Source organism: Micromonospora radicis (assembly GCF_003583405.1).
Taxonomy (GTDB): domain Bacteria; phylum Actinomycetota; class Actinomycetes; order Mycobacteriales; family Micromonosporaceae; genus Micromonospora; species Micromonospora radicis.
The window spans coordinates 51,841-71,573 of record NZ_QXEC01000025.1; the positions used below are offsets into that span (position 1 = coordinate 51,841).

Consider the following 19,733-nt stretch of genomic DNA (forward strand, 5'->3'; position numbering starts at 1 on the left):
GCTGGACCGCTGAAGATCCACTCAACCTTGCTGTCGGTTTTCGGCAGCCGGATTGGTGACCTTGCGCTTGCCGGACACCGTCGGCAGAATCGGCCCGGGCGCGAGGCCGCCCCCCTTGCTCGACCACCCCTCCGAGTTTCGATCATCACCGTGAACGTGGTGAAAGCTCGTGCCACAGAGGAGCATCCGCATGCCGGAAAAGGAACTGACGCTCGTTGACCGGTGCATTCTCATCACGTTAATGATCAAAGCAACTCCGTTGCCGCAGACGTACATCACCAAGGTCGCCGGAATCGGCATCAAGCCGGAGCACCGCCGTAAGCTGATCGCCGCCGAGCTGATCGAGGTGGCGGAGAAGCCGATCACCCTGAAGCTGACCGACAAGGGTTGGCATCGGGCCGCCGAGGAGTTGGGCGGGGAGCCGCCGAAGGGTGCGGGCGCGGGCGGCGGCACGCTCTACGTCGTACTGGACTTCCTGCGCCGGCTGATCGACCACTCCGGCACCCGGGCCGACGACCTGTTCCGGTTGCAGATCAAGGCGGACGACGTCGCCTCGGCCGTGGCCGCACCGGCCCCGCACCCCGCCCCGGCGGCCCCGCACCCCGCCGCGCCGGCCCCGGACTCCGCCGCGCCGGCCCCGCACTCCGCCCCGGCGGCCGCGACGGGCCCGGTCGAAGCGGTGACCCGGGTCCGGCAGGCATACCACGAACTGGCCGCCGGCCCCGGCGCGTACGTCATGCTCGCCGACCTGCGTACCGCGCTGGCGGACCTGTCCCGCGCGCAGGTCGACACCGCACTGGTCCAGCTCAACCGGGAACGCAACGTCCACCTCGTGCCGGAGTCCAACCAGAAGGTGCTCAAGCCGCAGGAGCGGGCCGCGGCGGTGAGCATCGGCAACCAGGACAAGCACCTCATCGCCATCTCGTCATGACCAGCGACGAGGAACGGCGGGCGCTGACCGCGTTGCGGTTCAACTGGGCTCCGACCCCCGACGACGTCTGGAAGCCGGCGCCGTTCCACGTGGCGGCCCTGCACCACGACGTGCTGCGGACCGTGCTGGACAGCTTCGCCGAGGCGGACCGTAGCGCCGACTCCAGCCCGGTGGGCGTCGCGGTCCTCGGCCAGCGGGGCACCGGCAAGACCCACCTGCTCGGCACGGTACGACAGGAGGTGCAGCAGCGCGGCGGGTTCTTCTTCCTGGTCGAGCTGTTGGAGGCGCGCGCGTTCTGGCACAGCACCGCGATGTCGATGCTGGCGGGCCTCGCGCGACCGATGCCGGACGGGACCACCCAGTTGCGTACCTTCCTGCGCAAACTCGCCGACCGGGTCGACGCCCCCCGGGCGGTGCGGCGCGCGGTCACCGGTGAGACCGAACTCAGCCGGCCCGCCCTCGACGCCTTCGTCGACCTGACCCGTAAGGCGAACCGCCAGGTCGGCACGGAGTGCCAGGACACGCTGCGGGCGCTGGTGCTCTACGCCGGTGAGTCCGCCGCCCTGGAGGACGTCGGCTACGACTTCCTCTCCTCCAGCGACGAGGAGGAGCCGGGCACCCGGACCGCCTGGGGACTGCGGCGTAACCGCCGGGCACCGCAGGAGGTGGTCCGGGACGCGTCGCGGCTGCTGGCCATGGTGGCGCCGACGGTGATCGCCGTCGACCAGATCGACCTGATGGTTGCCCAGTCGGTCAAGGCGACCACCCAGGAGGTCCGCGGCGAGATCGACTGGCAGACGTCGTTGCTGCTGGAGCAGGTGGCCAGCGGTCTGATGGCGCTGCGGGAGACCACCAAACGTTCGCTGTCGGTGGTGTCCTGCCTGCCGCAGACCTGGCGGGACGTGAAGGAACAGGCCACCGACACCGTCCAGGACCGGTTCCGGGAGGCCGCCCCGCTCAAGGAGATCCCCTCCGTGGCGGTGGGACGGGAACTGGTCGAGAAGCGGTTCGCGGTGCTCTTCGAGGAAGTCGGCTTCGTGCCGCCGTACCCCACCTGGCCGGTCCACCCCGACGCGTTCACCGAGGTGGTCGGGTTCACGCCACGCGAGCTGCTGCGCCGCGTCGACACGCATGTCCGGGCCTGCCTGGCCGACGGCGAGGTACGCGAGCTGCGGCATCTGCTGCACGCGACCGGTGACCCGGTCGGCGCCGGCCCCGGGGCGGCCCCGGTCGGTAGGCCGAGCGCGGCGCGGCTGGCCGACGAGTTCGGCAAGATCGATTCTCGGTACGCGGAACTGATCGCCGCGGCGGATCCGGCGCCCGCGCTCAGCCAGCAGTACGAGGACGTGCGGGTTCCGGAGCTGCTGACAGCCGGGTTGACCGCGTGGATCGGTGCGCAGGACGACGCCGTCGAGGCGTTCAGTCTCGATCCCATCCCGTTGGGCGGGAAGCCGGCCCTGCACGCCCGGCTACGGCACAGCCTCGACGAGGAGAGCGAGGACGAGGAGCACTGGTCGTTCCGGGCGATCTGCGCACCGCACCACATCGCCGCGCTCAACCGGATCCGCAACGCGGTCACCGCCGCCGGGCTCACCGAGGGCATCGCCAAGCGCAAGCTGTTCCTGTTGCGCAGCGCGGACTGGTCGGGCGGGGCCCGTACCCGTGAGGTGCTGGCGGCCTTCAAACGCGCCGGCGGCGAGACGATCGCCTTCCCCGCCGCGGACATCCGCCGCCTGGCCGCGCTGGAGCAGCTCATCCGGTACTTCGGCCTGGAGACGCTGCGGCCGTGGTTCGCCGACCGCCGACCGGCCGCCGAGATCAGCTGCCTGCGTCAGGCGCTGGGCGGCGACCGCAGGGACAGGGGGACCGCCGTTGCGATCGCCGTCCCGGTGACCGGTGCCGGTCCAGCGACGGACGCCGTCCCCGGGACACCGGTCCACCGCGACGCGGGCCCGCCGACGGTGCCGGTGCCGAACATGCCGACCACACCGCCGACCGTGCCGGTGCCGTCGCTGAGCCCGCCGGTGCCGGTGCCGAGCCCGCCGACGCCGTCGTCGCCGAACCCGGCCGCCGGGCCGGCGCCGGCGGTCGAGTCGGTGCCGGTCTGGCCGACCGGGTCCGACGTGCGCGGTCGCCCGGCGGCCGGAATCGACCCGGAACAGCTGGACCTCGGTGCCGTCCCCGGTCGACCCGAGCCACTGCGGATCGGCCTGGAATCGCTGCGCCGGCACACCGTGATCTTCGCCGGCTCCGGCTCCGGTAAGACCGTCCTGATCCGGCGGCTGGTCGAGGAGTGCGCGCTGCGTGGCGTCTCCGCCATCGTCCTCGACCCGAACAACGACCTGGCACGGCTCGGCGACGCCTGGCCGGCGGCGCCCGGCGGGTGGGGGCCGGCCGACGCCGACCGAGCCGCGACGTACCTGTCCGGCACCGAGGTGGTGATCTGGACGCCGGGTCGGCAGTCGGGCCGCCCGTTGGCGTTCCAGCCGCTGCCCCGCTTCGCCGACGTACTCGACGACCCGGACGGGTTCACCGCCGCGGTCGACGCCGCCGTCGCCACCCTCGCCCCGCATGCCCGGGTGGACGGTGGCACGGACAAGGCCCGGCTCGGTCGGGCCGTGCTGCGCGAGGCGCTGTACAGCTACGCCCGGACCGGCGCCAACGACCTGCGGGCGTTCACCGAGCTGCTCGATGACCTGCCCGACGGGGTGAGCCAGCTCGCCGGTGCGCCGAAGCTGGCGGCGGGCATGGCGCAACTACTCAAGGCCGCCCTGATCAACGATCCGCTCTTCGGCGGCGTCGGCACCCCCGTCGACCCCGGTGAGCTGCTCACCCCGGCGCCGGGGCGGCGGGCCCGGATATCGGTGATCAGTTTCGTCGGGTTGCCCGACGACCCGCAGCGGCAGAGCTTCGTCAACCAGTTGCAACTGGCCCTGTTCACCTGGATCAAGCGGCATCCGGCCGGGGACCGGCCGCTGGGCGGGCTCTTCGTGATGGACGAGGCGCAGACCCTCGCCCCGTCGGGCACCGTCACGGCCTGTACGCAGAGCACGCTGGCGCTGACCTCGCAGGCCCGCAAGTACGGGTTGGGCCTGGTCTTCGCCACCCAGGCGCCGAAGGCGCTGCACAACCAGATCCCGGGCAACGCGGCCACCCAGTTCGTCGGTCTGTTGACCGTGCCGGTCCAGATCGAGGCGGCCCGGGAGGTGGCCAGGGCGAAGGGTACCGACGTCACCGACGTCGGCAAGCTGCGTACCGGGCAGTTCTACGCCGCCGTGGAGGGGGGCCGCTTCGTCAAGATGCAGGCGCCGATGTGTCTCAGCCACCATCCACGTAGCCCGTTGACCGCCGAGGAGGTCCTCCAGCGGGCGACCACCCCGCCGGCCGGACGCTGACCGGCCTCGGCTGGTCACGCCCGCGGGGCGGTCCCGGCGGTCGAAGGCAGGGCGCCCGGGGGCGCCGCAGGCGCCGGGTCGGGCGGGGGCAGGGCGAAGCGCCAGCCGTGCGCCCGCAGCGGCGCGATGACGAGGTCGACGGCGTCGACGGTCTGGCTGCGGTCGCCGCCACCGTCGTGCAGCAGTACCACCGCACCGGGCGTGACCCCCTCGGTGAGCCGTCGGGTCAACTCGTCGGTGCCCGGTGGGTCCCAGTCCGTCACGTCGAGCTGCCAGCCGATCGGGCGCATGCCCAGGGCGGTCGCCACCGTCGGGGTCTGCCCCCAGTTGCCGTACGGGGCCCGGAAGTAGGACACCCGGCTGTGCGGTACGGCCCGTCGGATCACCGCGTTGGTCTCCAGCAGGTCCGAGGCGATCCGGCCGGGTGTCCACGTGCTCATGTCGTCGTGGTGCATGCCGTGGTTGCCCAGCGCGTGTCCACCGGCGATGATCCGGCGGACCAGTTCCGGATGGTGCGCGACCTGGTCGCCCTGGAGGAAGAAGACCGCCCGGACGTCGTTGGCGGCCAGCACGTCGAGCAGGCGTGGGGTGTGCACCGGGTGGGGGCCGTCGTCGAAGGTGAGGCAGAGGACGTGGTCGGTGCCGACCGTCGTCTCGGGGCGTACCGCAGTGCCCGGCCCGGACAAGACGTGGTGCGGAGGATGGGTGCGGGGTGACATCGGACGGCCCCCTCCTGGGCAGATCGGTCCTCGCCGGTCAGTGTTCGAGGTAGGTGACGTGGTCGAAGTCGGCGTAGCTGCCGTCGCCGCCGATGTCCTGCACCCAGAGGCCGAGCATCGCGCCGGTGAAACCCCAGGCGGCCGGTTCACCGTCGACGATCTGCGCCGCGTGTTCGTCGGAGAGGACGGTGGCGTCCAGGTCGATGGGCAACTGCCGCCAACCGGCGCCGAGGTCGTAGGCGAAGCGCAACGCCGGGCCGTCGAAGGTCACCCGGAGACCGACGGGTCGCGCGCCGTCGGCGTCGACGGTGAGTTGCGGGTACGCGGTTCGCCGGCCACTGGCGCAGCTGAGCACCTCCAGCACCAGTCGCCCGTCGTCGGCACGGGTCAGGTAGAGGTAGTGCCAGTTCTGCGTGTTGTAGTAGCCGGTGATTCCGGCCAGGTGGCGGTGGTCGCCCGGGTCGAACTCGACGACGGTCTCCAGCGAGCAGTGGCTCGCGCCGACCGGCCGGGCCAGCAGACTCGGCGTCTGCTTGCCGACCGGCGACTGGCCGCCGTGTAGGCGCAGGTGCGACGGGCGGGACCGCAGGTCGACCCAGTCGTCGGTGGCGGGCCGGCGAAGGGTGGACCATCCGGCGGCCAGCACCGGCTGGTCGAAGTGGTCGGTGGCCGGCTGGGCGGGCCAGGGGTGGGCCGGCAGGTCCGGCGCGGGGACCTCCTCGGCGGGTATGCCGCCGGCGATCCTCGGCCAGTCGCCCGGCGACCACTCGACCTTCTGCACCGCGGTCTCCCGGCCGAGGACGCAGCTGCCCAGCGGGGTGTAGGGGCGCCCGACCAGGTGGGCGAGGTACCACTCGCCGTGCTGGGTGCGGACCAGGCTGCCGTGGCCGGCCTTCTGTAGGGTGAGATCCGGTCGACCGACCGAGGTGAGCAGCGGGCCGGCCGGGTCGACCTGGTACGGGCCGAGCAGCTCGCGCGAGCGGGCGACGGTGACCTGGTGTTCCCAGCTGGTGCCGCCCTCGGCGGTGACCAGCCAGTACCAGCCGTCGTGGCGGTAGATGTGCGGTGCCTCGGTCACGCCGACCTCGGTGCCGGTGAAGATGGTCCGCGCCGGGCCGACCAGTTGTCGGCGGGCCGGATCGTAGCGTTGGATCTCGATGCCGCCGAAGCGGTTGCGGCCCGGTCGCCAGTCGGCGCTCATCGACAACAGCCAGGTGCTGCCGTCGTCGTCGTGGAACAGGGCGGCGTCGAAGCCGTGTGCGTGCAGCCGCACCGGGTCCGACCAGGGGCCGCTGATCGTCGGGGCGGTGACGAGGAAGTTCTGGGCGTCCCAGTAGCCGCTGGCGAAGCTCGACACGTCGCTGTAGACGAGGTGGAACAGCCCGTCGTGCCAGGTGAGATCCGGCGCCCAGATCCCGTTCGAGTCGCCGCAGCCGCGCAGGTCGAGCAGGCGGCGTTCGGTGACGATGCCGCCGAGGTTCCGCCAGTGCACCAGGTCCTTCGAGTGGTGCACGCGTACCCCCGGGTACCACTCGAAGGTCGAGGTGGCCAGGTAGTAGTCGTCGTCGACGCGCAGGATGGACGGATCCGGGTGGAAGCCGGTGAGCACCGGGTTACGGATGGACCGGGCGGTCGTCACGGCTGCGACTTCGGTCGACATGTGTGTCTCCTTCAGGATCATGTCCCGGTGTATTTCCGGAAATCTCCGCGTCGATATCCGGGAATTGGCCTCACGTTATCGGCTCGGATCCGCTTGCGACAGCCCTCTTGACCGGGCGCGTCGACGCGTCGTAACGTGCCCGCCATCAGTTGAAAATACCGGCCTCGGGCCGAAACTTTCGGGGCCGATGGTGCGCCGGTCGGCCCCTCGGCGCCGCTTCGGGTACGTCACGCGCTTCGAAGGGATGCACCATGACAGGGCACCTCTCCCGCAGGTCGTTGCTGGCTCTGGCGGGGGTCGGTACCGGCGCCCTGCTGACAGCCGGCTGTGCGGACGGGAAGTCCGACGTCTCCGCCGGACCGCAGACGATCGACTGGTGGCACATCCAGAACACCGAGCCGATGTTGCCGGTCTGGGCGGAGATGGCGCGGCTGTACGAGACGCGGCACGACAACGTCACGGTCGAGGTGCAGCCACTGGAGAACGAGGACTTCAAGGCCGCTCTGACCAAGGCCACCCGGGCCGGTTCGTCGCCGGACCTGTTCCAGTCCTGGGGCGGCGGGCTGCTGCGCGAACAGGCCGAGGCGGGCCTGGTCAAGGACATCACCGCGCAGGTGCAGCCGTGGATCGGTCAGCTGTTGCCGGCGGCTTTGCAGCCGTACACGGTGGACGGTCGGATCTACGGCGTTCCGTTCGACATCGGCATGATCGGCTTCTGGTACAACCGGGATCTCTTCGCCGAGGCCCGCATCACCTCACCGCCGAGCACCTGGGCCCAGTTGTTGGCGGCGGTACGCAAGCTCAAGGCCGCGGGCATCGTGCCCATCGCCCTCGCCGGCAAGGACAAGTGGCCGGGGCACTACTACTGGGCCTACCTGGCGATGCGGATCGGTGGTCTCGGCGCGTTGCAGCACGCGGCCGAGGACGGGAACTTCGACACCCCCGACTTCGTGGCGGCCGGCCAACGGTTCCGCGAGCTGATCGAGCTGCGCCCGTTCCAGCCGCGTTTCCAACGCGCCGAGTACGGCTCGGCGGGCGGTCAGGCCGCGGCGATGGGCAACGGCGAGGCAGCCATGGAACTGATGGGGCAGTGGGCGCCCTCGATCCAGGCCTCCTCGTCGACCAGCGACCGTGGCATCGGCGGTCAGCTCGGCTTCTTCACCTTTCCGGTGGTGGAGGGGGGCAAGGGTGAGGCGACCGACGCCTTCGGTGGCGGTAACGGGTTCGCGGTCGGCCGGGACGCTCCACCCGCCACGGTGGACTTCCTGCGTACGCTGCTGCGCTCGGAGAACCAGCGGCGGGCTGCCGAGACCGGTGCCGTGCTGCCCACCAACCTGGCCGCCGTCGGTCGGATCAAGGATCCGAACAACCAGGTGGTGGCGGCCCACCTGGCCGTCGCGACCGGCTTCCAGCTCTACCTCGACCAGGCGTTCCCGTCGGCGGTCGGCCAACAGATCAACGACAGCGTCGCCCAGCTGATCGAGGGCTCCAGGAGGCCGGAGCAGATCGTCAAGGACATCACCACGGTGGCGAAGCAGAGCCAGTGACGACAGGGAGGCCCTCGGTGGCTGCCAACGACAATCGCACCGTGACCATCGCCGCGATCGCCCGCCTGGCCGGGGTGTCGGTGCCGACGGTGTCGCGGGTGATCAATGGTCGTTCGGATGTGGCGCCGCAGACGCGTCAGCGGGTGGAGGAGTTGCTGACGCGGCATGGGTATCGGCGTCGGCCGCCGAGTATGCGGGCGAGTTCGGGGTTGGTGGATCTGGTCTTCAATGATCTGGACAGTCCGTGGGCGGTGGAGATCATTCGGGGTGTGGAGGATGTCGCCCACGCGGCGGGGGTGGGTACGGTCGTCTCCGCCATCCACCGGCGTAGCTCCTCGGCCAAGCAGTGGCTGGACAACATCCGGACCCGTTCCACCGAGGGCGTCATCTTCGTGACCTCCACCCTCGAAGCGCCGCAGCAGGCCGAACTGCGCCGGCTCAACATCCCCGTGGTGATCGTCGACCCGGCCGGCGTACCGGCCCAGGACGCACCGACGATCGGTGCCACCAACTGGGCGGGCAGCCTGCGGGCCACGGAGTACCTGATCGGGTTGGGGCATCGGCGGATCGGGTTCATCGCCGGTCCACCGCAGTTGATGTGTGCCCGGGCCCGGATGGACGGCTACCGGGCGGCGCTGGAGGCCGCCGGCATCCCGGTGGACGACCGGCTGATCCAGGCCGGCAACTTCTACCACGAGGCCGGGTTCTCCGGCGGGGTGCGGTTGCTGGGGCTGGCGGACCCGCCGACGGCGATCTTCGCCTCGAGCGACCAGATGGCGTTGGGGGTCTACGAGGCGGTCCGGCAGCGCGGGCTGCGGGTGCCCGGTGACGTCAGTGTGGTGGGCTTCGACGACCTGCCGGAGGTGCGCTGGTGCTCGCCGCCGTTGACCACGGTGCGTCAGCCGTTGGCGGAGATGGGCATGCTGGCCGCGCGTACGGTGCTGCGGCTGGCCAAGGGCGAGAAGGTGGAGAGCCCGCGGGTGGAGTTGGCCACCGAACTCGTGATCCGGGACAGCGCCGCACCGCTGACATAGCAAACTATCGATAGTTTTCCGGAAGTTGTTGACCCTGGTATCGGCGGCAGGCCACGATGGCGATGGTCGATGCCTTCGCTGAGGGCGTCGATCGGGCGGTCGCCCGCCGTGCCCGCGGCCCCGCCGAACCCAGCCCGCGCCGACCGGACAACTGAGCGTCCGGCCGGCGCGGGCACCCGGCGTTCTGCCCTCGGCAGATCTGCTGAGGGTGAACCCGACCCGGCCACCCCGGACAAGGGGGGCATGGTGGAGCCCATGCGGATGCTGATGCTGGGCGGGACGGGTTTCGTCGGCGGTGCGGCGGTCGCGCAGGCCGTCCGTCGTGGCTGGAACGTCACCGTGTTCAACCGGGGGCGGCACGGGGCGCCTCCGGCGGGCGTACGACAACTGCTGGGTGACCGGAGCACCCCCGACGGCCTGGCCTCGCTGGCCGACGGCGAGTGGGACGTCGTCGTCGACACCTGGGACGGCGCGCCACGGGCGGCCCGGACGACGGCGCAGGCCCTGGCCGGCCGCGTCGGCCACTACGTGTACGTCTCCAGCGGGTCCGTCTACGCCCCGCCGGTGGCGACCGGCGTGACCGAGCGGGATCCGGTGGTCGACGCCGACCCGGACGCCACCGACGGCGAGTACCCGCAGCTCAAGTCCGGCGCCGAGCGGGCGTTGCGGGAGACGTTCGGTGACGGCGTACTGCTGGCCCGCGCCGGGTTGATCCTCGGCCCCGGTGAGGACATCGGCCGGTTGCCGTGGTGGCTGCACCGCGTCGCCCGGGGCGGCGACGTGTTGGCGCCCGGCCCCGCCGACCTGCCGTTGCAGTACGTCGACGTCCGGGACCTCGCCACCTTCCTCCTGGACGCCGGTGCGGCGTGCCGGAGCGGCCCGGTGAACGTGGTGAGCCGACCGGGACACGCCAGCATCCGGGAGCTGCTCGACGCCTGTCTCGCCGTCACCGGCGCCGACGCCCGGCTGCACTGGGTCGACCCGCACCGCCTTCTCGGCGCCGGCGTGGTGCCCTGGAACGACCTGCCGATCTGGATCCCGCCGGAGCACGAGTGGCGCTGGATGCAGCACCTCGACGTCAGCCGCGCGTACGCCGCCGGGCTGACCTGCCGGCCGGTGGCCGACACGGTGGCCGACACCTGGTCCTGGCTGCGGCGGGTCGGCGCGCCCCCGGACCGGGCGGGCCGCCCGGCCCGGCCGCCGGTCGGCCTGCACCCCGACCGGGAGGCCGCGCTGCTCGCCGCGCTCGGCGCGATCCGGGCCGGGTGAGGCCCGGACCGGCTCGGGCGCGTGGCGGGTGGGACGCGTGGCGGCGGACGCCCGTGCCCGGTGCCCGGCCCTATGAGTGCTGGGGCACCGGCAGGTCCAGCACCTCGTCGACCACGCGGCGGGGGGTGGGCCGGCCGGGCTGGCCGTACCCGATCCGCATCACCATCTGCGGAGCGCCGAAGCGACCCAGCGACACCCGAAGCTGCTCCCGGGCCGTCGGCACCTCGATCGGCTGGGACAACATCGACACCGACAGGCCGGAGTCGGTGGCGGTGAGCAGCACCCGCTGCAACGCCTGACCGGCGACGACCTGGTCGACGGCGGTGTTACCGGCCGAACCGAGCACCGCGACCAGCGGCTCCGGCTCGAAGTCCCGGCCGGGCGCCCGGTGCAGGCCGCCGAAACCCCGGGACGGCAGCAGATCCTGCGGCTCGGCCAGCGGCCCACCGGCAGCCGCGGGCACGCCGTCGGGTGCGTCTGCGGGGCGTACCCATGCCTGCCGTTCGGCCCGGTAGGCGGGATCCCGTTCGAGTACCCGATGCGCGCTGTGCGCGATCTCGGCGAAGGCGTTCACCGCGCTGACCCCGATCAGCAGTTCCAGCCAGCAGTGCTCGGCGCGGGCCGCGTCGCCCAGCCGCCAACGGGCATCCGCGGGAACCGGGTCCGGCCAGAACGGGGCACGGTTGCTGAACCGGCGGGGTACGGCCGCGTACAGGCTCTGCTCGGTCGGGGTGGGTCGGCGCGGCACGTCCGGCAGCAGCCGGGCCACCACGTCCGGTTCCGCCGGGTACGGGCGCAGTCGCACGGTTGCCGGAGCACCCGCCACCGCCAGGGCCAGGCGCAGGTTGAACAGCGCCGCCCCCGCGGCGATCCGGGCCCCCCAGCCACTCGGGTCGGTCGCCGGCAGCCGGCGGGCCGGGTCGACGAGTACCTCGATCCCACCGTCGCGCAGTCGGAACCGCCACGGCTGGACGTTGTGCAGGGACGGTGCGCGGATCGCGTCGGTCGCCGCGGCGCGCAGCTGCTCGGCGGTGTAGCCGGTCTCCATGGTCCTGCCCCCTCACCCTCGCCGGTCACACCCACGGTGCCCCGCGACCACCCCCGCCCAGCAGGGCCACACGTCCCGAACCCACCCGGCACCCCGTCCCCTCCTCCCTCCCCGCGGTGCCTCCCGCCCCGCGTTCCCCGCGGTGCCTCCCGCCCCGCGTTCCCCGCGGTGCCTCCCGCCCAGTTTCCGTCGATCATGGAGTTTGGGTCACCCTTTAGGTAGCTTATATACCTTTTGTCGCGACCATTACTCCATGATCGACGGGTCCAGGGGTCAGAGGGTGGTCCGTAGCAACTTGATCTGATCTAACGTGTTGGGGCTGGTCGTCGCGGTGGTGGTGGCCTCGGCGGCTGCCCCTTCCCCGTTGATCTAGGGCGCGCTACGGGGACGCACTGCGTAGGCTCGATTCTCGAGCGATTTCGTCGCCTGTGCGCAGGTCGTGCTCGCGGCAGTCTGGATGCTGCTGTTCCGCGCGCAGTCGGGCACCTTCTTCCGGCCCGGGTCGCAGCGCTGGGTGATCACAATCGGCGCGGCGATCGGCGCCCTGCTCACCGTCGGCGTGTTCGTGTTCTTCACGTTCGGGGAGTTCCCGTCGCCCACCGACGGCATGGACACTCTCGGGCTGTGGATGGCCAGCGGGCTGGGCTGCCTGGTCGGCGCAGCGCTGCTCGGGGTCATGTTCGTGGTGCACCGGCTCGTCGATCGCGCGACGAGCGCGCAGACGGAGCTGGACGGCGTGCTCTGATGGCCATCGTGGTCGAGATCGACGTGCTTCTCGCGAAGCGGAAGATGTCGGTCGGGGACTTCGCCGACGCAATCGGGCTGAGCCTGGCGAACGTGTCGGTGCTGAAGAACGGCCGCGCGAAAGCCGTGCGGTTCTCCACACTCAACGCGATCTGCGAGGCGCTCGCCTGCCAGCCCGGTGACGTCCTGCGCTGGGTGCCCGACGACGGTGGTGCGCGGTAAGGCCCAGATCTCCACCCGCCCCGCCGTGGGCCGTGGCTGCCATCCAGGCGAACGCGGTGGCCCGCCGCCCGCGGGGGCGGCGCGAGACGCTTGGCCGGTGGCGACTTCAGGGCTCATGGCTGAGGGCATGAGGCGCGGTGCGGGGAGCACAGGGCGCGGTGCGGGGAACGCGAGGCGCAGGGCAGCGGGGGCGGCGCGGGGCAGGGCGCGCGGCAGGGCGCGGGGTGAGGGCGCGGGGCGCGGGTGAGGGCGCGGGGTGAGGGCGCGGGCAGGGCGCGGGGCAGGGCGCGGGGTGAGGGCGCGGGGCGCGGGTGCGGGCGGGTGCGAGGGGGTGCGGAGGGCGGCGGAGGGTGTGGGGTTGGGGTTGGGACCTTTGGCCCGTGCGGTGGGTGGGGGTGGGCGGGTAGAAAGGGGAGATGATCCGGGTGTTCCTGCTCGACGACCACGAGGTCGTCCGTCGTGGTCTTGCCGACCTGCTGAGTGCCAGTGGCGACATCGAGGTGGTCGGTGAGTCCGGCTCCGCTCAGGAGGCGGCCCGCCGGATTCCCGCGCTGCGGCCCGACGTGGCGATCCTCGACGCCCGGCTGCCTGACGGCAACGGGATCGACGTGTGTCGGGACGTCCGGGCGGTGGACTCCTCGATCAAGGGGCTGATCCTCACCTCGTACGAGGACGACGAGGCGTTGTTCGCCGCAATCATGGCGGGCGCCTCCGGGTACGTGCTCAAGCAGATCCGGGGCACCGACCTGGTCGACGCGGTGCGGCGGGTGGCGGCCGGGCAGTCGCTGCTCGATCCGGCGATTACCACCCGGGTGTTGGAACGCATCCGTAGCGGGGTGGAGCAGCCCCGCGAGTTGCAGTCGCTCACCGAGCAGGAACGGCGGATCTTGGAGTACGTTGCCGAGGGGCTGACCAACCGGGAGATCGCCGGCAAGATGTTCCTGGCGGAGAAGACGGTCAAGAACTACGTCTCCAGCGTGCTGGCCAAGCTGGGTCTGGAGCGGCGTACCCAGGCGGCGGTGCTCGCCACCCGCCTGCTCGGCAAGACCCACTGACCGTCGGCCAGGGGCTGACTGCTGGTCGGGACTGATCGCTGCCCGCGGTCTATCGCCGGCTGGGCCGTCGCGCCGGCTGGGCCGTCGCCGTGGGCCGGATGGGCGCGCATGCCTGTTGCTTCCCGGCCTCGCCACACCCGTACCAGCGCCGTTCAAGGTCACGCTCGATGCAGGATCGAGTTGCTACGAACCGCTGAGGATGCAACTCGATCCCGGATCGAGCACGATCTTGGTGTCGGGTGTCGGGTGTCGGGTGTCGGGTGTCGGGTGTCGGGTGTCGGGTGTGGCGAACGATCAGTCGCGCAGCGGGATCGACCAGGACAGTTCGGTGCCCTGCGGTTCGGCCGGACGTACCTCGAAGGTTCCGCCGTGGCGTTCCGCGCGCTCGCGCAGGTTCACCAGACCACCCCGGGCCTTGGCCGGGTCGCAGCCGACGCCGTTGTCGGTGACGACGACGGTGACCTGGGCGGCGTCCACGGTCACCGCCACCGACACGGCCGACGCCTCGGCGTGGCGTACCGCGTTGGAGAGGGCCTCGCGAAGCACGGCGGTGAGATCGGGACGGACCGCGTCGGGGACGGCGCTGTCGATCGGTCCGGTCAGTTCCAGCCGGGGCCGGTAGCCCAGCGACTCGGCAGCCACTTCGACCGCCTCGGTGATCTCGGTACGCAGCGCCGCACTGACCGGGCTGCGTAGCTCGAAGATGGTCCGGCGGATGTCCTTGATGGTGGCGTCCAGGTCGTCGACGGCGGCGTTGACCCGCTTGGCCAGTTCGGGACGGCCGGCCAGCGGCACCGCGCTCTGCAACTGCAGGCCGGTGGCGAAGAGCCGTTGGATGACCACGTCGTGCAGGTCCCGGGCGATCCGCTCGCGGTCTTCGAGGACCACCAGCTGTTCGCGTTCCTCCTGACCGCGGGCGCGTTCCATGGCCAGCGCGGCCTGCCCGGCGAAGCTGCCCAGCAGCACCACGTCGTCCTCGGTGGCACCACGGTGGTCGGCGTGATGGGCGATCACCAGCACGCCGTGCAGGGTGTCGGCGGTGGCCAGCGGGGAGATGACCGCCGGACCGGTGTGCAGTACCGCCGGCCACGGGGCGGCGTGCGCGAGGTCGTCCACCGAGTCGTGCCGGCCCTGCGTCACCGGACCGGCGAAGCTGGTGTCGGCGGCCGGCAGCACGGTGCCGACCAGCGCCCGGGCCTGGGCGCCGGCGCCGTCGACGACCTCCACGGTGAAGTGGTCGGCCAGGTCGTCGTAGAGCAGCACCAGGGCCAGCTCGGCCTCGGCGACCTCCCGGGCGCGGCGGGCCACCAGGGTCAGCGCGTCGGTGCGGCGTACCTCGCCGAGCAGCAGCGCGGTGATCTCGGCGGTCGCGGAGAGCCACCGTTCCCGCCGGTGGGCCAGCGCGTAGAGCCGGGCGTTCTCGATGGCCACGCCGGCCGCCGCGGCGAGCGCCACGACGATCTCCTCGTCGTCGTCGGTGAACTGTGCGCCGCCCTGTTTCTCGGCCAGGTAGAGGTTGCCGAAGACCTGGTCCCGGATGCGGACCGGCACGCCGAGGAAGGTGTGCATCGGCGGGTGGTGCGGCGGGAAGCCGTAGGAGCGGGGGTGCTGGGTGATGTCCGGCATCCGCAGCGGCTTCGGCTCGTCGATGAGCAGACCGAGCACGCCCCGACCGTGCGGCAGGTCACCGATCCTGGCGTGCAGCTCGGGGGAGATGCCGTGGGTGATGAAGTCGTGCAGCATCCGGTCCGGGCCGACCACGCCGAGCGCGCCGTACCGGGCGCCGGCCAGGTCACAGGCCGACTGCACGATCCGTTGCAGGGTGCTGCGCAGGTCCAGGTCGGTGCCGATGCCGACGACCGCGTCGAGCAGGGCCCGGAGCCGTTCCCGGCTGGTCACCACCTCGCCGACCCGGTCCAGCATCTCCTGGAGCAGCTCGTCGAGGTGGACCCGGGACAGCGGGCTCAGCCCGAGCGAGGGTGGCTCGTGCCGGGGGTTCGGTGCGCCGACGGTCACCCGGCGATGCTATCCGGCGGGCCGCCGGAACGGGTACGCCGTGCGGGAGGGCCGCCGCCGGTACGCCGTACCGGCCGGTCAGCCGTCGACCGCGGAGGTGTCCACCACCTGTTCGCGGGGCAGCCGCGGGGTGTGCGGCGGGCCGGCGTGTTCCGGGTCGGCGACCCCCAGCCGCAGCACCAGGTACGGGTGGCCGAGCCCGGCCAGCACCTGGCGCAGGATCTGCCGGGTGCCCGCCACCTCCACGACCCCGCTCAGCGGCACCATCGAGACGCCGAGCCGGGTGGCGAGCAGCCACGCCGCCGAGAGCGCCTCACCGGCCCGCAGCCAGCTGAGCGGTTCGTCGTCGTCGCCGTAGAGCACGCCGTACGACGCGGCCTGGTCGTGACCCGGACCGGCCGGCAGAGCGCCGGGGCGGCCGAAGTCCCGACCCGGGACGGTGGTCTGCGCGGGCTGGTCCAGCAGCACCTGCGGGGTGAGCCCGGTGCCACCGGCGCGGCTGGTCCAGTAGTCCAGTTCCGCGCGTAGCGCGGTGTCCTCCGCCTCCACGTTGGCGGCGTGCGAGGCGGCGGCGGCCAACTCCAGAACCTGATCCCGGTCGAGGATCTCCAGCCGGGCGCCCTCGGCGGTGGTGGCCGCCGCGATCGCGGCGAGGTTGTCGGCGCTGACCGGCTCGTCGCTGACCGGCCGGCGGTCGGTGTGCCGTACCTGCATGCACTGGACCATCCGCATCGCGTCCGGGTCGACACCGGCGGGTCGCGGGTCGGCCAGTCGGGCGAGCAGCTCGGGCGTACCCGGCTCGGGTAGCCGCTGGACGTCGGCCGTCCACCCCTCGGCGGCCAGCGCCAGCCGGGCGTGGTGCAGCGCGGCACCGCAGCTGAGCGTGACCAGTTCACCCGACGGGTCGGTGGCCGCCAGCTGGCGGTCGCGGACCATGCGCAGCTCCAGCGCGTCGGGCAGCACCCGCCAGCGCCACGGCTGGGTGTTGTGCACCGACGGTGCGTGGCCGGCCATCGCGGCGGCCTCCGCGAGGGCGGTGGTCAACGGGCGGTGGGTAGCCGGCGTCTGGTGGCTCATCGTCACGACCTTTCCGTATGTCCCCATCGTGCCGCACCTCGGTACGACCGTGGGGCGGTCCAGTTCATCCTGGGCCATCCCACGCCCGCCCGCACGGCCCGCCGGTCCCGCCGACAGGGGTACTTGGGCCCGGATTCCCGCGGACCGCCGACGGGATGCCCGAGGGGTTGGGACGATCCGCAGGTGAGGTCGCAGCCGGCTGGAGCGGACCGCGGCGCGGACGAGTGTGTGCCGGAGCGGCCGGTACGAGCGCGACGCCTCCGCTGGCGGCTGTGGGCGCCGTTGACCGGACTGACCGCCGCGGTGCTGCTCGGGGCGGGTCTGTGGCTGTCCGGGCGGACCGGCGCCGCGGACCTGGTGTGGGCGGCGGTGACCCTGGTCGCGCTGCTGCCCGCCGCCGCCTCGGTGCTGCGTGACCTGTGGCGGCGCCGGTTCGGGGTGGACGTGATCGCGGTCCTGGCGTTGGCGGGCGCGCTGGGCGTCGGGGAGTACCTGGCCGGTGCCGTGATCGCGGTGATGCTGGCGACCGGACGGACGCTGGAGGCGTACGCCCAGCGTCGGGCCACCCGCGACCTGCGGGCGCTGCTGGAACGGGCACCGCGCACCGCGCGGCGGCGCACCGCCGACGGCGGGGTCGAGGTGGTGCCGGTGGATCGGGTGGCGGCCGGGGACCGGCTGCTGGTCGGGCCCGGTGACGTGGTCGCCGTCGACGGGATCACCGAGGCACCCGCGACGCTGGACGAGTCGGTGGTGACCGGGGAGTCCCGGCTCGTCGAGCGGGCGGCGGGCCAGCCGGTGGCCAGCGGTGTGATCAACGCCGGCGCCGGGTTCGGCCTGCGGGCCACCGAGAGCGCGCAGCGCAGCACGTACGCGGGGATCGTCCGGCTGGCCCGGGAGGCGACCGCCCGCAAGGCGCCGACGGTACGCCTGGCCGACCGCTACGCCGCGGCCTTCGTGCCGTTCACCCTCGCCCTGGCCGGGCTGGGCTGGGCGTGGTCGGGCGACTTCATCCGGGCGGTGGCGGTGCTGGTGGTGGCCACCCCGTGTCCACTGCTGCTGGCCACGCCGATCGCCATCGTGTCCGGCCTGTCGCGGGTCGCCCGGCGGGGTGTGCTGGTGCGCGACGGCGGGTCGCTGGAGGTGCTCGGCCGGGCCCGCACCCTGCTGGTGGACAAGACCGGCACGCTCACCGCCGGGCGTCCCCGGGTGGCGCGGACCCTGGCCGCCCCCGGTGGTGACCCCGACGAGGTGCTGCGGCTGGCCGCGTCGGTGGAGCAACTGTCGCCACACGTACTGGCTGCGGCGCTGGTGCGGCAGGCCGGCGACCGGGGACTGCGGCTGAGTACGCCGACGGAGGTGACCGAGGAGCCGGGCCGGGGTGTGCGCGGGCGGGTCGACGGACGGCGGATCCGGGTCGGCCAGCTCACCGGGGAAGCGCCGCCGTGGGCGCGGTCGGGCCCCGAACCGGCGGGCCGGTCCGTGGTCTGGGTGTCCGACGAGACCGGGCCGATCGGCGCGGTGCTGCTGGAGGATCCGGTTCGTCCCGACGCCCGCCGGGCGGTGGACCGGCTGCGTACGGCTGGGCTGACCCGGATCGTGATGGTCACCGGGGACCGGCCGGAGACCGCCCGTCAGGTCGCCGACGCGGTGGGTGTGGACGACGTACTGGCCCGCTGCACACCGCAGGAGAAGGTCGCCCGGGTACGGGCGGAGGCCGACCGGGCGGTGACCGTGATGGTCGGTGACGGGGTGAACGACGCACCGGCGCTGGCCGAGGCGAGCGTGGGGGTGGCGATGGGGGCCACCGGGGCGAGCGCCTCCGCCGACGTGGCCGATGCGGTACTGACCGTGGACCGGCTCGACCCCCTCGCCGACGCGGTCGAGATCGCCCGGTACGCCCGCCGGATCGCGGTGCAGAGCGCCACGGTCGGGATGGGGTTGGCGGTGCTGGCGATGGGGTTCGCGGCGGCCGGTCGGCTGCCACCGGTCGCCGGTGCGTTTCTGCAGGAGGGGATCGACGTACTGGTGATCGTCAACGCGCTGCGGGCCCTGCGCGGTGGCCCACGCGGCCCGGTCGACAGCTGACCGGCGGCGGCTGACCGGCGGCGGTGCCGGCCCCGGGTGGGCCGGCACCGCGCGGATCAGCGTTCCCTGACCACCGCGACCGGGCAGTGCGCGTGTTGGATGAGCTGTTGGCTGACCGAGCCGAGCAGCATGCCGCGCAGGCCGCCGCGCCCCCGGGTACCGACCACGATCAGCTGCGCGTTGCGGCTGGCGTCGATCAGCAGACCGGCGGGCGCGGCGGCGGCCGCCTCGACGGTCACCTCGACGTCCGGGAAGGCCTCCCGGTAGCGGCTCAGCTGCTCGTCCAACTCGGCGGCGTGCTCGGCGAGTACCGCGTCCCGGTCCGGCGCGTCGCCCGTCCACTGCTCCCGGCCGGGCTGCCAGGCCCGCACCACGTGCAGCGGCACCCGGCGCAGGCACGCCTGCTCGACGGCGAACCCGAGAGCCAGCAGTGAATGTTCCGAGCCGTCCACGCCGACCACGACATGCCCGGCCCGGGTGCCGCTGGGCGCGTCCCGGCGGACCACCACCACCGGACAGTGCGCGTGCGCCGTGACGCTGACCGCGGTGGAGCCGGCGAGCAGGCCGGCGAAGCCGCCGTGGCCGCGGCTGCCCAGCACCAGCAGGCCGGCCTGGGTGGAGCACTCCTCCAACACCAGGGCGGGCGGACCGTCGAGTACCTCGCCGCCGACCGTGAGGTCGGGGTGCGCGGCGGCGGCATCGGCCGCCGCCTTGCGGACCAACTCCTCGACCTGTTGGCGGGCCTGCTCGTCGGGCCACATCCCCGGAGTCATGCCGGGACCGATCCAGCCGGCCACGGTGAGCCATTCGAAGACGTACGCCAACCGCACCGCGCGGCCGTCGCGGTGGGCCTGCGCCAACGCCCACTCCAGGGCGGCTGCCGCGTCCGGCGAGCCGTCGTAGCCGACCACGATCTGCGCGTCACCCATGC

Annotated in this window: 15 protein-coding genes; 9 read left to right on the forward strand and 6 right to left on the reverse strand. The window is 72.8% G+C overall.

The annotated features are described in order from the left end of the window. The first annotated feature begins 241 nt into the window (after positions 1-241). Complete coding sequence (locus D2L64_RS27355; protein WP_158603528.1) at positions 242-931, forward strand: hypothetical protein; 690 nt, start codon at positions 242-244, stop codon at positions 929-931. After that, positions 928-4,326 (forward strand): helicase HerA domain-containing protein, encoded by a 3,399-nt coding sequence (locus D2L64_RS21845; RefSeq protein WP_119579075.1) that lies wholly within the window; start codon positions 928-930, stop codon positions 4,324-4,326. Before D2L64_RS27355 ends, D2L64_RS21845 begins: the two co-directional genes overlap by 4 nt. Before the next feature lie 14 nt (positions 4,327-4,340). Here D2L64_RS21845 and D2L64_RS21850 read toward each other — a convergent pair whose 3' ends face one another. Both D2L64_RS21850 and D2L64_RS21855 read right to left on the reverse strand, forming a co-directional pair. Then, complete coding sequence (locus D2L64_RS21850; protein WP_119579076.1) at positions 4,341-5,045, reverse strand: polysaccharide deacetylase family protein; 705 nt, start codon at positions 5,043-5,045, stop codon at positions 4,341-4,343. Between the two features lie 37 nt (positions 5,046-5,082). Further along, positions 5,083-6,705, reverse strand: a complete 1,623-nt coding sequence (locus tag D2L64_RS21855) for a glycoside hydrolase family 43 protein (RefSeq protein ID WP_119579103.1) — start codon at positions 6,703-6,705, stop codon at positions 5,083-5,085. A gap of 251 nt (positions 6,706-6,956) precedes the next feature. Between D2L64_RS21855 and D2L64_RS21860 the strand changes: the two genes are divergently transcribed. From D2L64_RS21860 to D2L64_RS21870, 3 genes are all read left to right on the forward strand, one after another. Further along, the gene (locus D2L64_RS21860; RefSeq protein WP_119579077.1) at positions 6,957-8,252 is read left to right on the forward strand and encodes an extracellular solute-binding protein; all 1,296 of its coding nucleotides are present in this window, start codon (positions 6,957-6,959) and stop codon (positions 8,250-8,252) included. 17 nt (positions 8,253-8,269) lie between these two features. After that, entirely contained in the window at positions 8,270-9,286 is a 1,017-nt protein-coding gene (locus D2L64_RS21865; RefSeq protein WP_119579078.1) for a LacI family DNA-binding transcriptional regulator, read from the forward strand. Positions 9,287-9,541: 255 nt separating this feature from the next. Further along, a complete protein-coding gene (locus D2L64_RS21870) occupies positions 9,542-10,555 on the forward strand; it encodes an NAD-dependent epimerase/dehydratase family protein (RefSeq protein ID WP_119579104.1) in 1,014 nt (337 codons plus the stop codon). Between the two features lie 70 nt (positions 10,556-10,625). Here the strand turns inward: D2L64_RS21870 and D2L64_RS21875 are convergent, their stop codons facing one another. Beyond that, on the reverse strand, positions 10,626-11,603 hold the full coding sequence (locus tag D2L64_RS21875; protein ID WP_119579079.1) for an Acg family FMN-binding oxidoreductase: 978 nt from the start codon (positions 11,601-11,603) through the stop codon (positions 10,626-10,628). A 457-nt stretch (positions 11,604-12,060) separates the two neighbouring features. Between D2L64_RS21875 and D2L64_RS21880 the strand changes: the two genes are divergently transcribed. The 3 genes from D2L64_RS21880 to D2L64_RS21890 all read left to right on the forward strand — a co-directional run bounded on the left by D2L64_RS21880 (position 12,061) and on the right by D2L64_RS21890 (position 13,624). Further along, complete coding sequence (locus D2L64_RS21880; RefSeq protein WP_147376279.1) at positions 12,061-12,348, forward strand: hypothetical protein; 288 nt, start codon at positions 12,061-12,063, stop codon at positions 12,346-12,348. Next, on the forward strand, positions 12,348-12,569 hold the full coding sequence (locus tag D2L64_RS21885; RefSeq protein ID WP_119579081.1) for a helix-turn-helix domain-containing protein: 222 nt from the start codon (positions 12,348-12,350) through the stop codon (positions 12,567-12,569). Before D2L64_RS21880 ends, D2L64_RS21885 begins: the two co-directional genes overlap by 1 nt. A 416-nt stretch (positions 12,570-12,985) precedes the next feature. Continuing rightward, entirely contained in the window at positions 12,986-13,624 is a 639-nt protein-coding gene (locus tag D2L64_RS21890; RefSeq protein ID WP_119579082.1) for a response regulator, read from the forward strand. A gap of 294 nt (positions 13,625-13,918) precedes the next feature. On the opposite strand, the gene D2L64_RS21895 is transcribed toward D2L64_RS21890, so the two are convergent. Both D2L64_RS21895 and D2L64_RS21900 read right to left on the reverse strand, forming a co-directional pair. Then, on the reverse strand, positions 13,919-15,592 hold the full coding sequence (locus tag D2L64_RS21895; RefSeq protein ID WP_119579105.1) for a sensor histidine kinase: 1,674 nt from the start codon (positions 15,590-15,592) through the stop codon (positions 13,919-13,921). A gap of 126 nt (positions 15,593-15,718) precedes the next feature. Then, positions 15,719-16,717: an Acg family FMN-binding oxidoreductase gene (locus D2L64_RS21900; RefSeq protein ID WP_119579083.1), complete on the reverse strand. Its 999-nt coding sequence runs from the start codon at positions 16,715-16,717 to the stop codon at positions 15,719-15,721. A 183-nt stretch (positions 16,718-16,900) separates the two neighbouring features. Here D2L64_RS21900 and D2L64_RS21905 point away from each other — a divergent pair, with 183 nt between their 5' ends. Then, complete coding sequence (locus tag D2L64_RS21905; protein WP_119579084.1) at positions 16,901-18,802, forward strand: heavy metal translocating P-type ATPase; 1,902 nt, start codon at positions 16,901-16,903, stop codon at positions 18,800-18,802. 56 nt (positions 18,803-18,858) lie between these two features. Here D2L64_RS21905 and D2L64_RS21910 read toward each other — a convergent pair whose 3' ends face one another. Further along, entirely contained in the window at positions 18,859-19,731 is an 873-nt protein-coding gene (locus D2L64_RS21910) for a universal stress protein (protein WP_119579085.1), read from the reverse strand. Positions 19,732-19,733: the final 2 nt, after the last annotated feature.

Bases quoted from the DNA above. Each gene is read 5' to 3' on its own strand.
- D2L64_RS27355 (WP_158603528.1), top strand. From the start codon at position 242: ATGATCAAAGCAACTCCGTTGCCGCAGACGTACATCACCAAGGTCGCC.
- D2L64_RS21875 (WP_119579079.1), bottom strand. From the start codon at position 11,603: ATGGAGACCGGCTACACCGCCGAGCAGCTGCGCGCCGCGGCGACCGAC.
- D2L64_RS21890 (WP_119579082.1), top strand. From the start codon at position 12,986: ATGATCCGGGTGTTCCTGCTCGACGACCACGAGGTCGTCCGTCGTGGT.
- D2L64_RS21845 (WP_119579075.1), top strand. From the start codon at position 928: ATGACCAGCGACGAGGAACGGCGGGCGCTGACCGCGTTGCGGTTCAAC.
- D2L64_RS21870 (WP_119579104.1), top strand. From the start codon at position 9,542: ATGCGGATGCTGATGCTGGGCGGGACGGGTTTCGTCGGCGGTGCGGCG.
- D2L64_RS21885 (WP_119579081.1), top strand. From the start codon at position 12,348: ATGGCCATCGTGGTCGAGATCGACGTGCTTCTCGCGAAGCGGAAGATG.
- D2L64_RS21855 (WP_119579103.1), bottom strand. From the start codon at position 6,705: ATGTCGACCGAAGTCGCAGCCGTGACGACCGCCCGGTCCATCCGTAAC.
- D2L64_RS21850 (WP_119579076.1), bottom strand. From the start codon at position 5,045: ATGTCACCCCGCACCCATCCTCCGCACCACGTCTTGTCCGGGCCGGGC.
- D2L64_RS21900 (WP_119579083.1), bottom strand. From the start codon at position 16,717: ATGAGCCACCAGACGCCGGCTACCCACCGCCCGTTGACCACCGCCCTC.
- D2L64_RS21880 (WP_147376279.1), top strand. From the start codon at position 12,061: ATGCTGCTGTTCCGCGCGCAGTCGGGCACCTTCTTCCGGCCCGGGTCG.
- D2L64_RS21910 (WP_119579085.1), bottom strand. From the start codon at position 19,731: ATGGGTGACGCGCAGATCGTGGTCGGCTACGACGGCTCGCCGGACGCG.
- D2L64_RS21860 (WP_119579077.1), top strand. From the start codon at position 6,957: ATGACAGGGCACCTCTCCCGCAGGTCGTTGCTGGCTCTGGCGGGGGTC.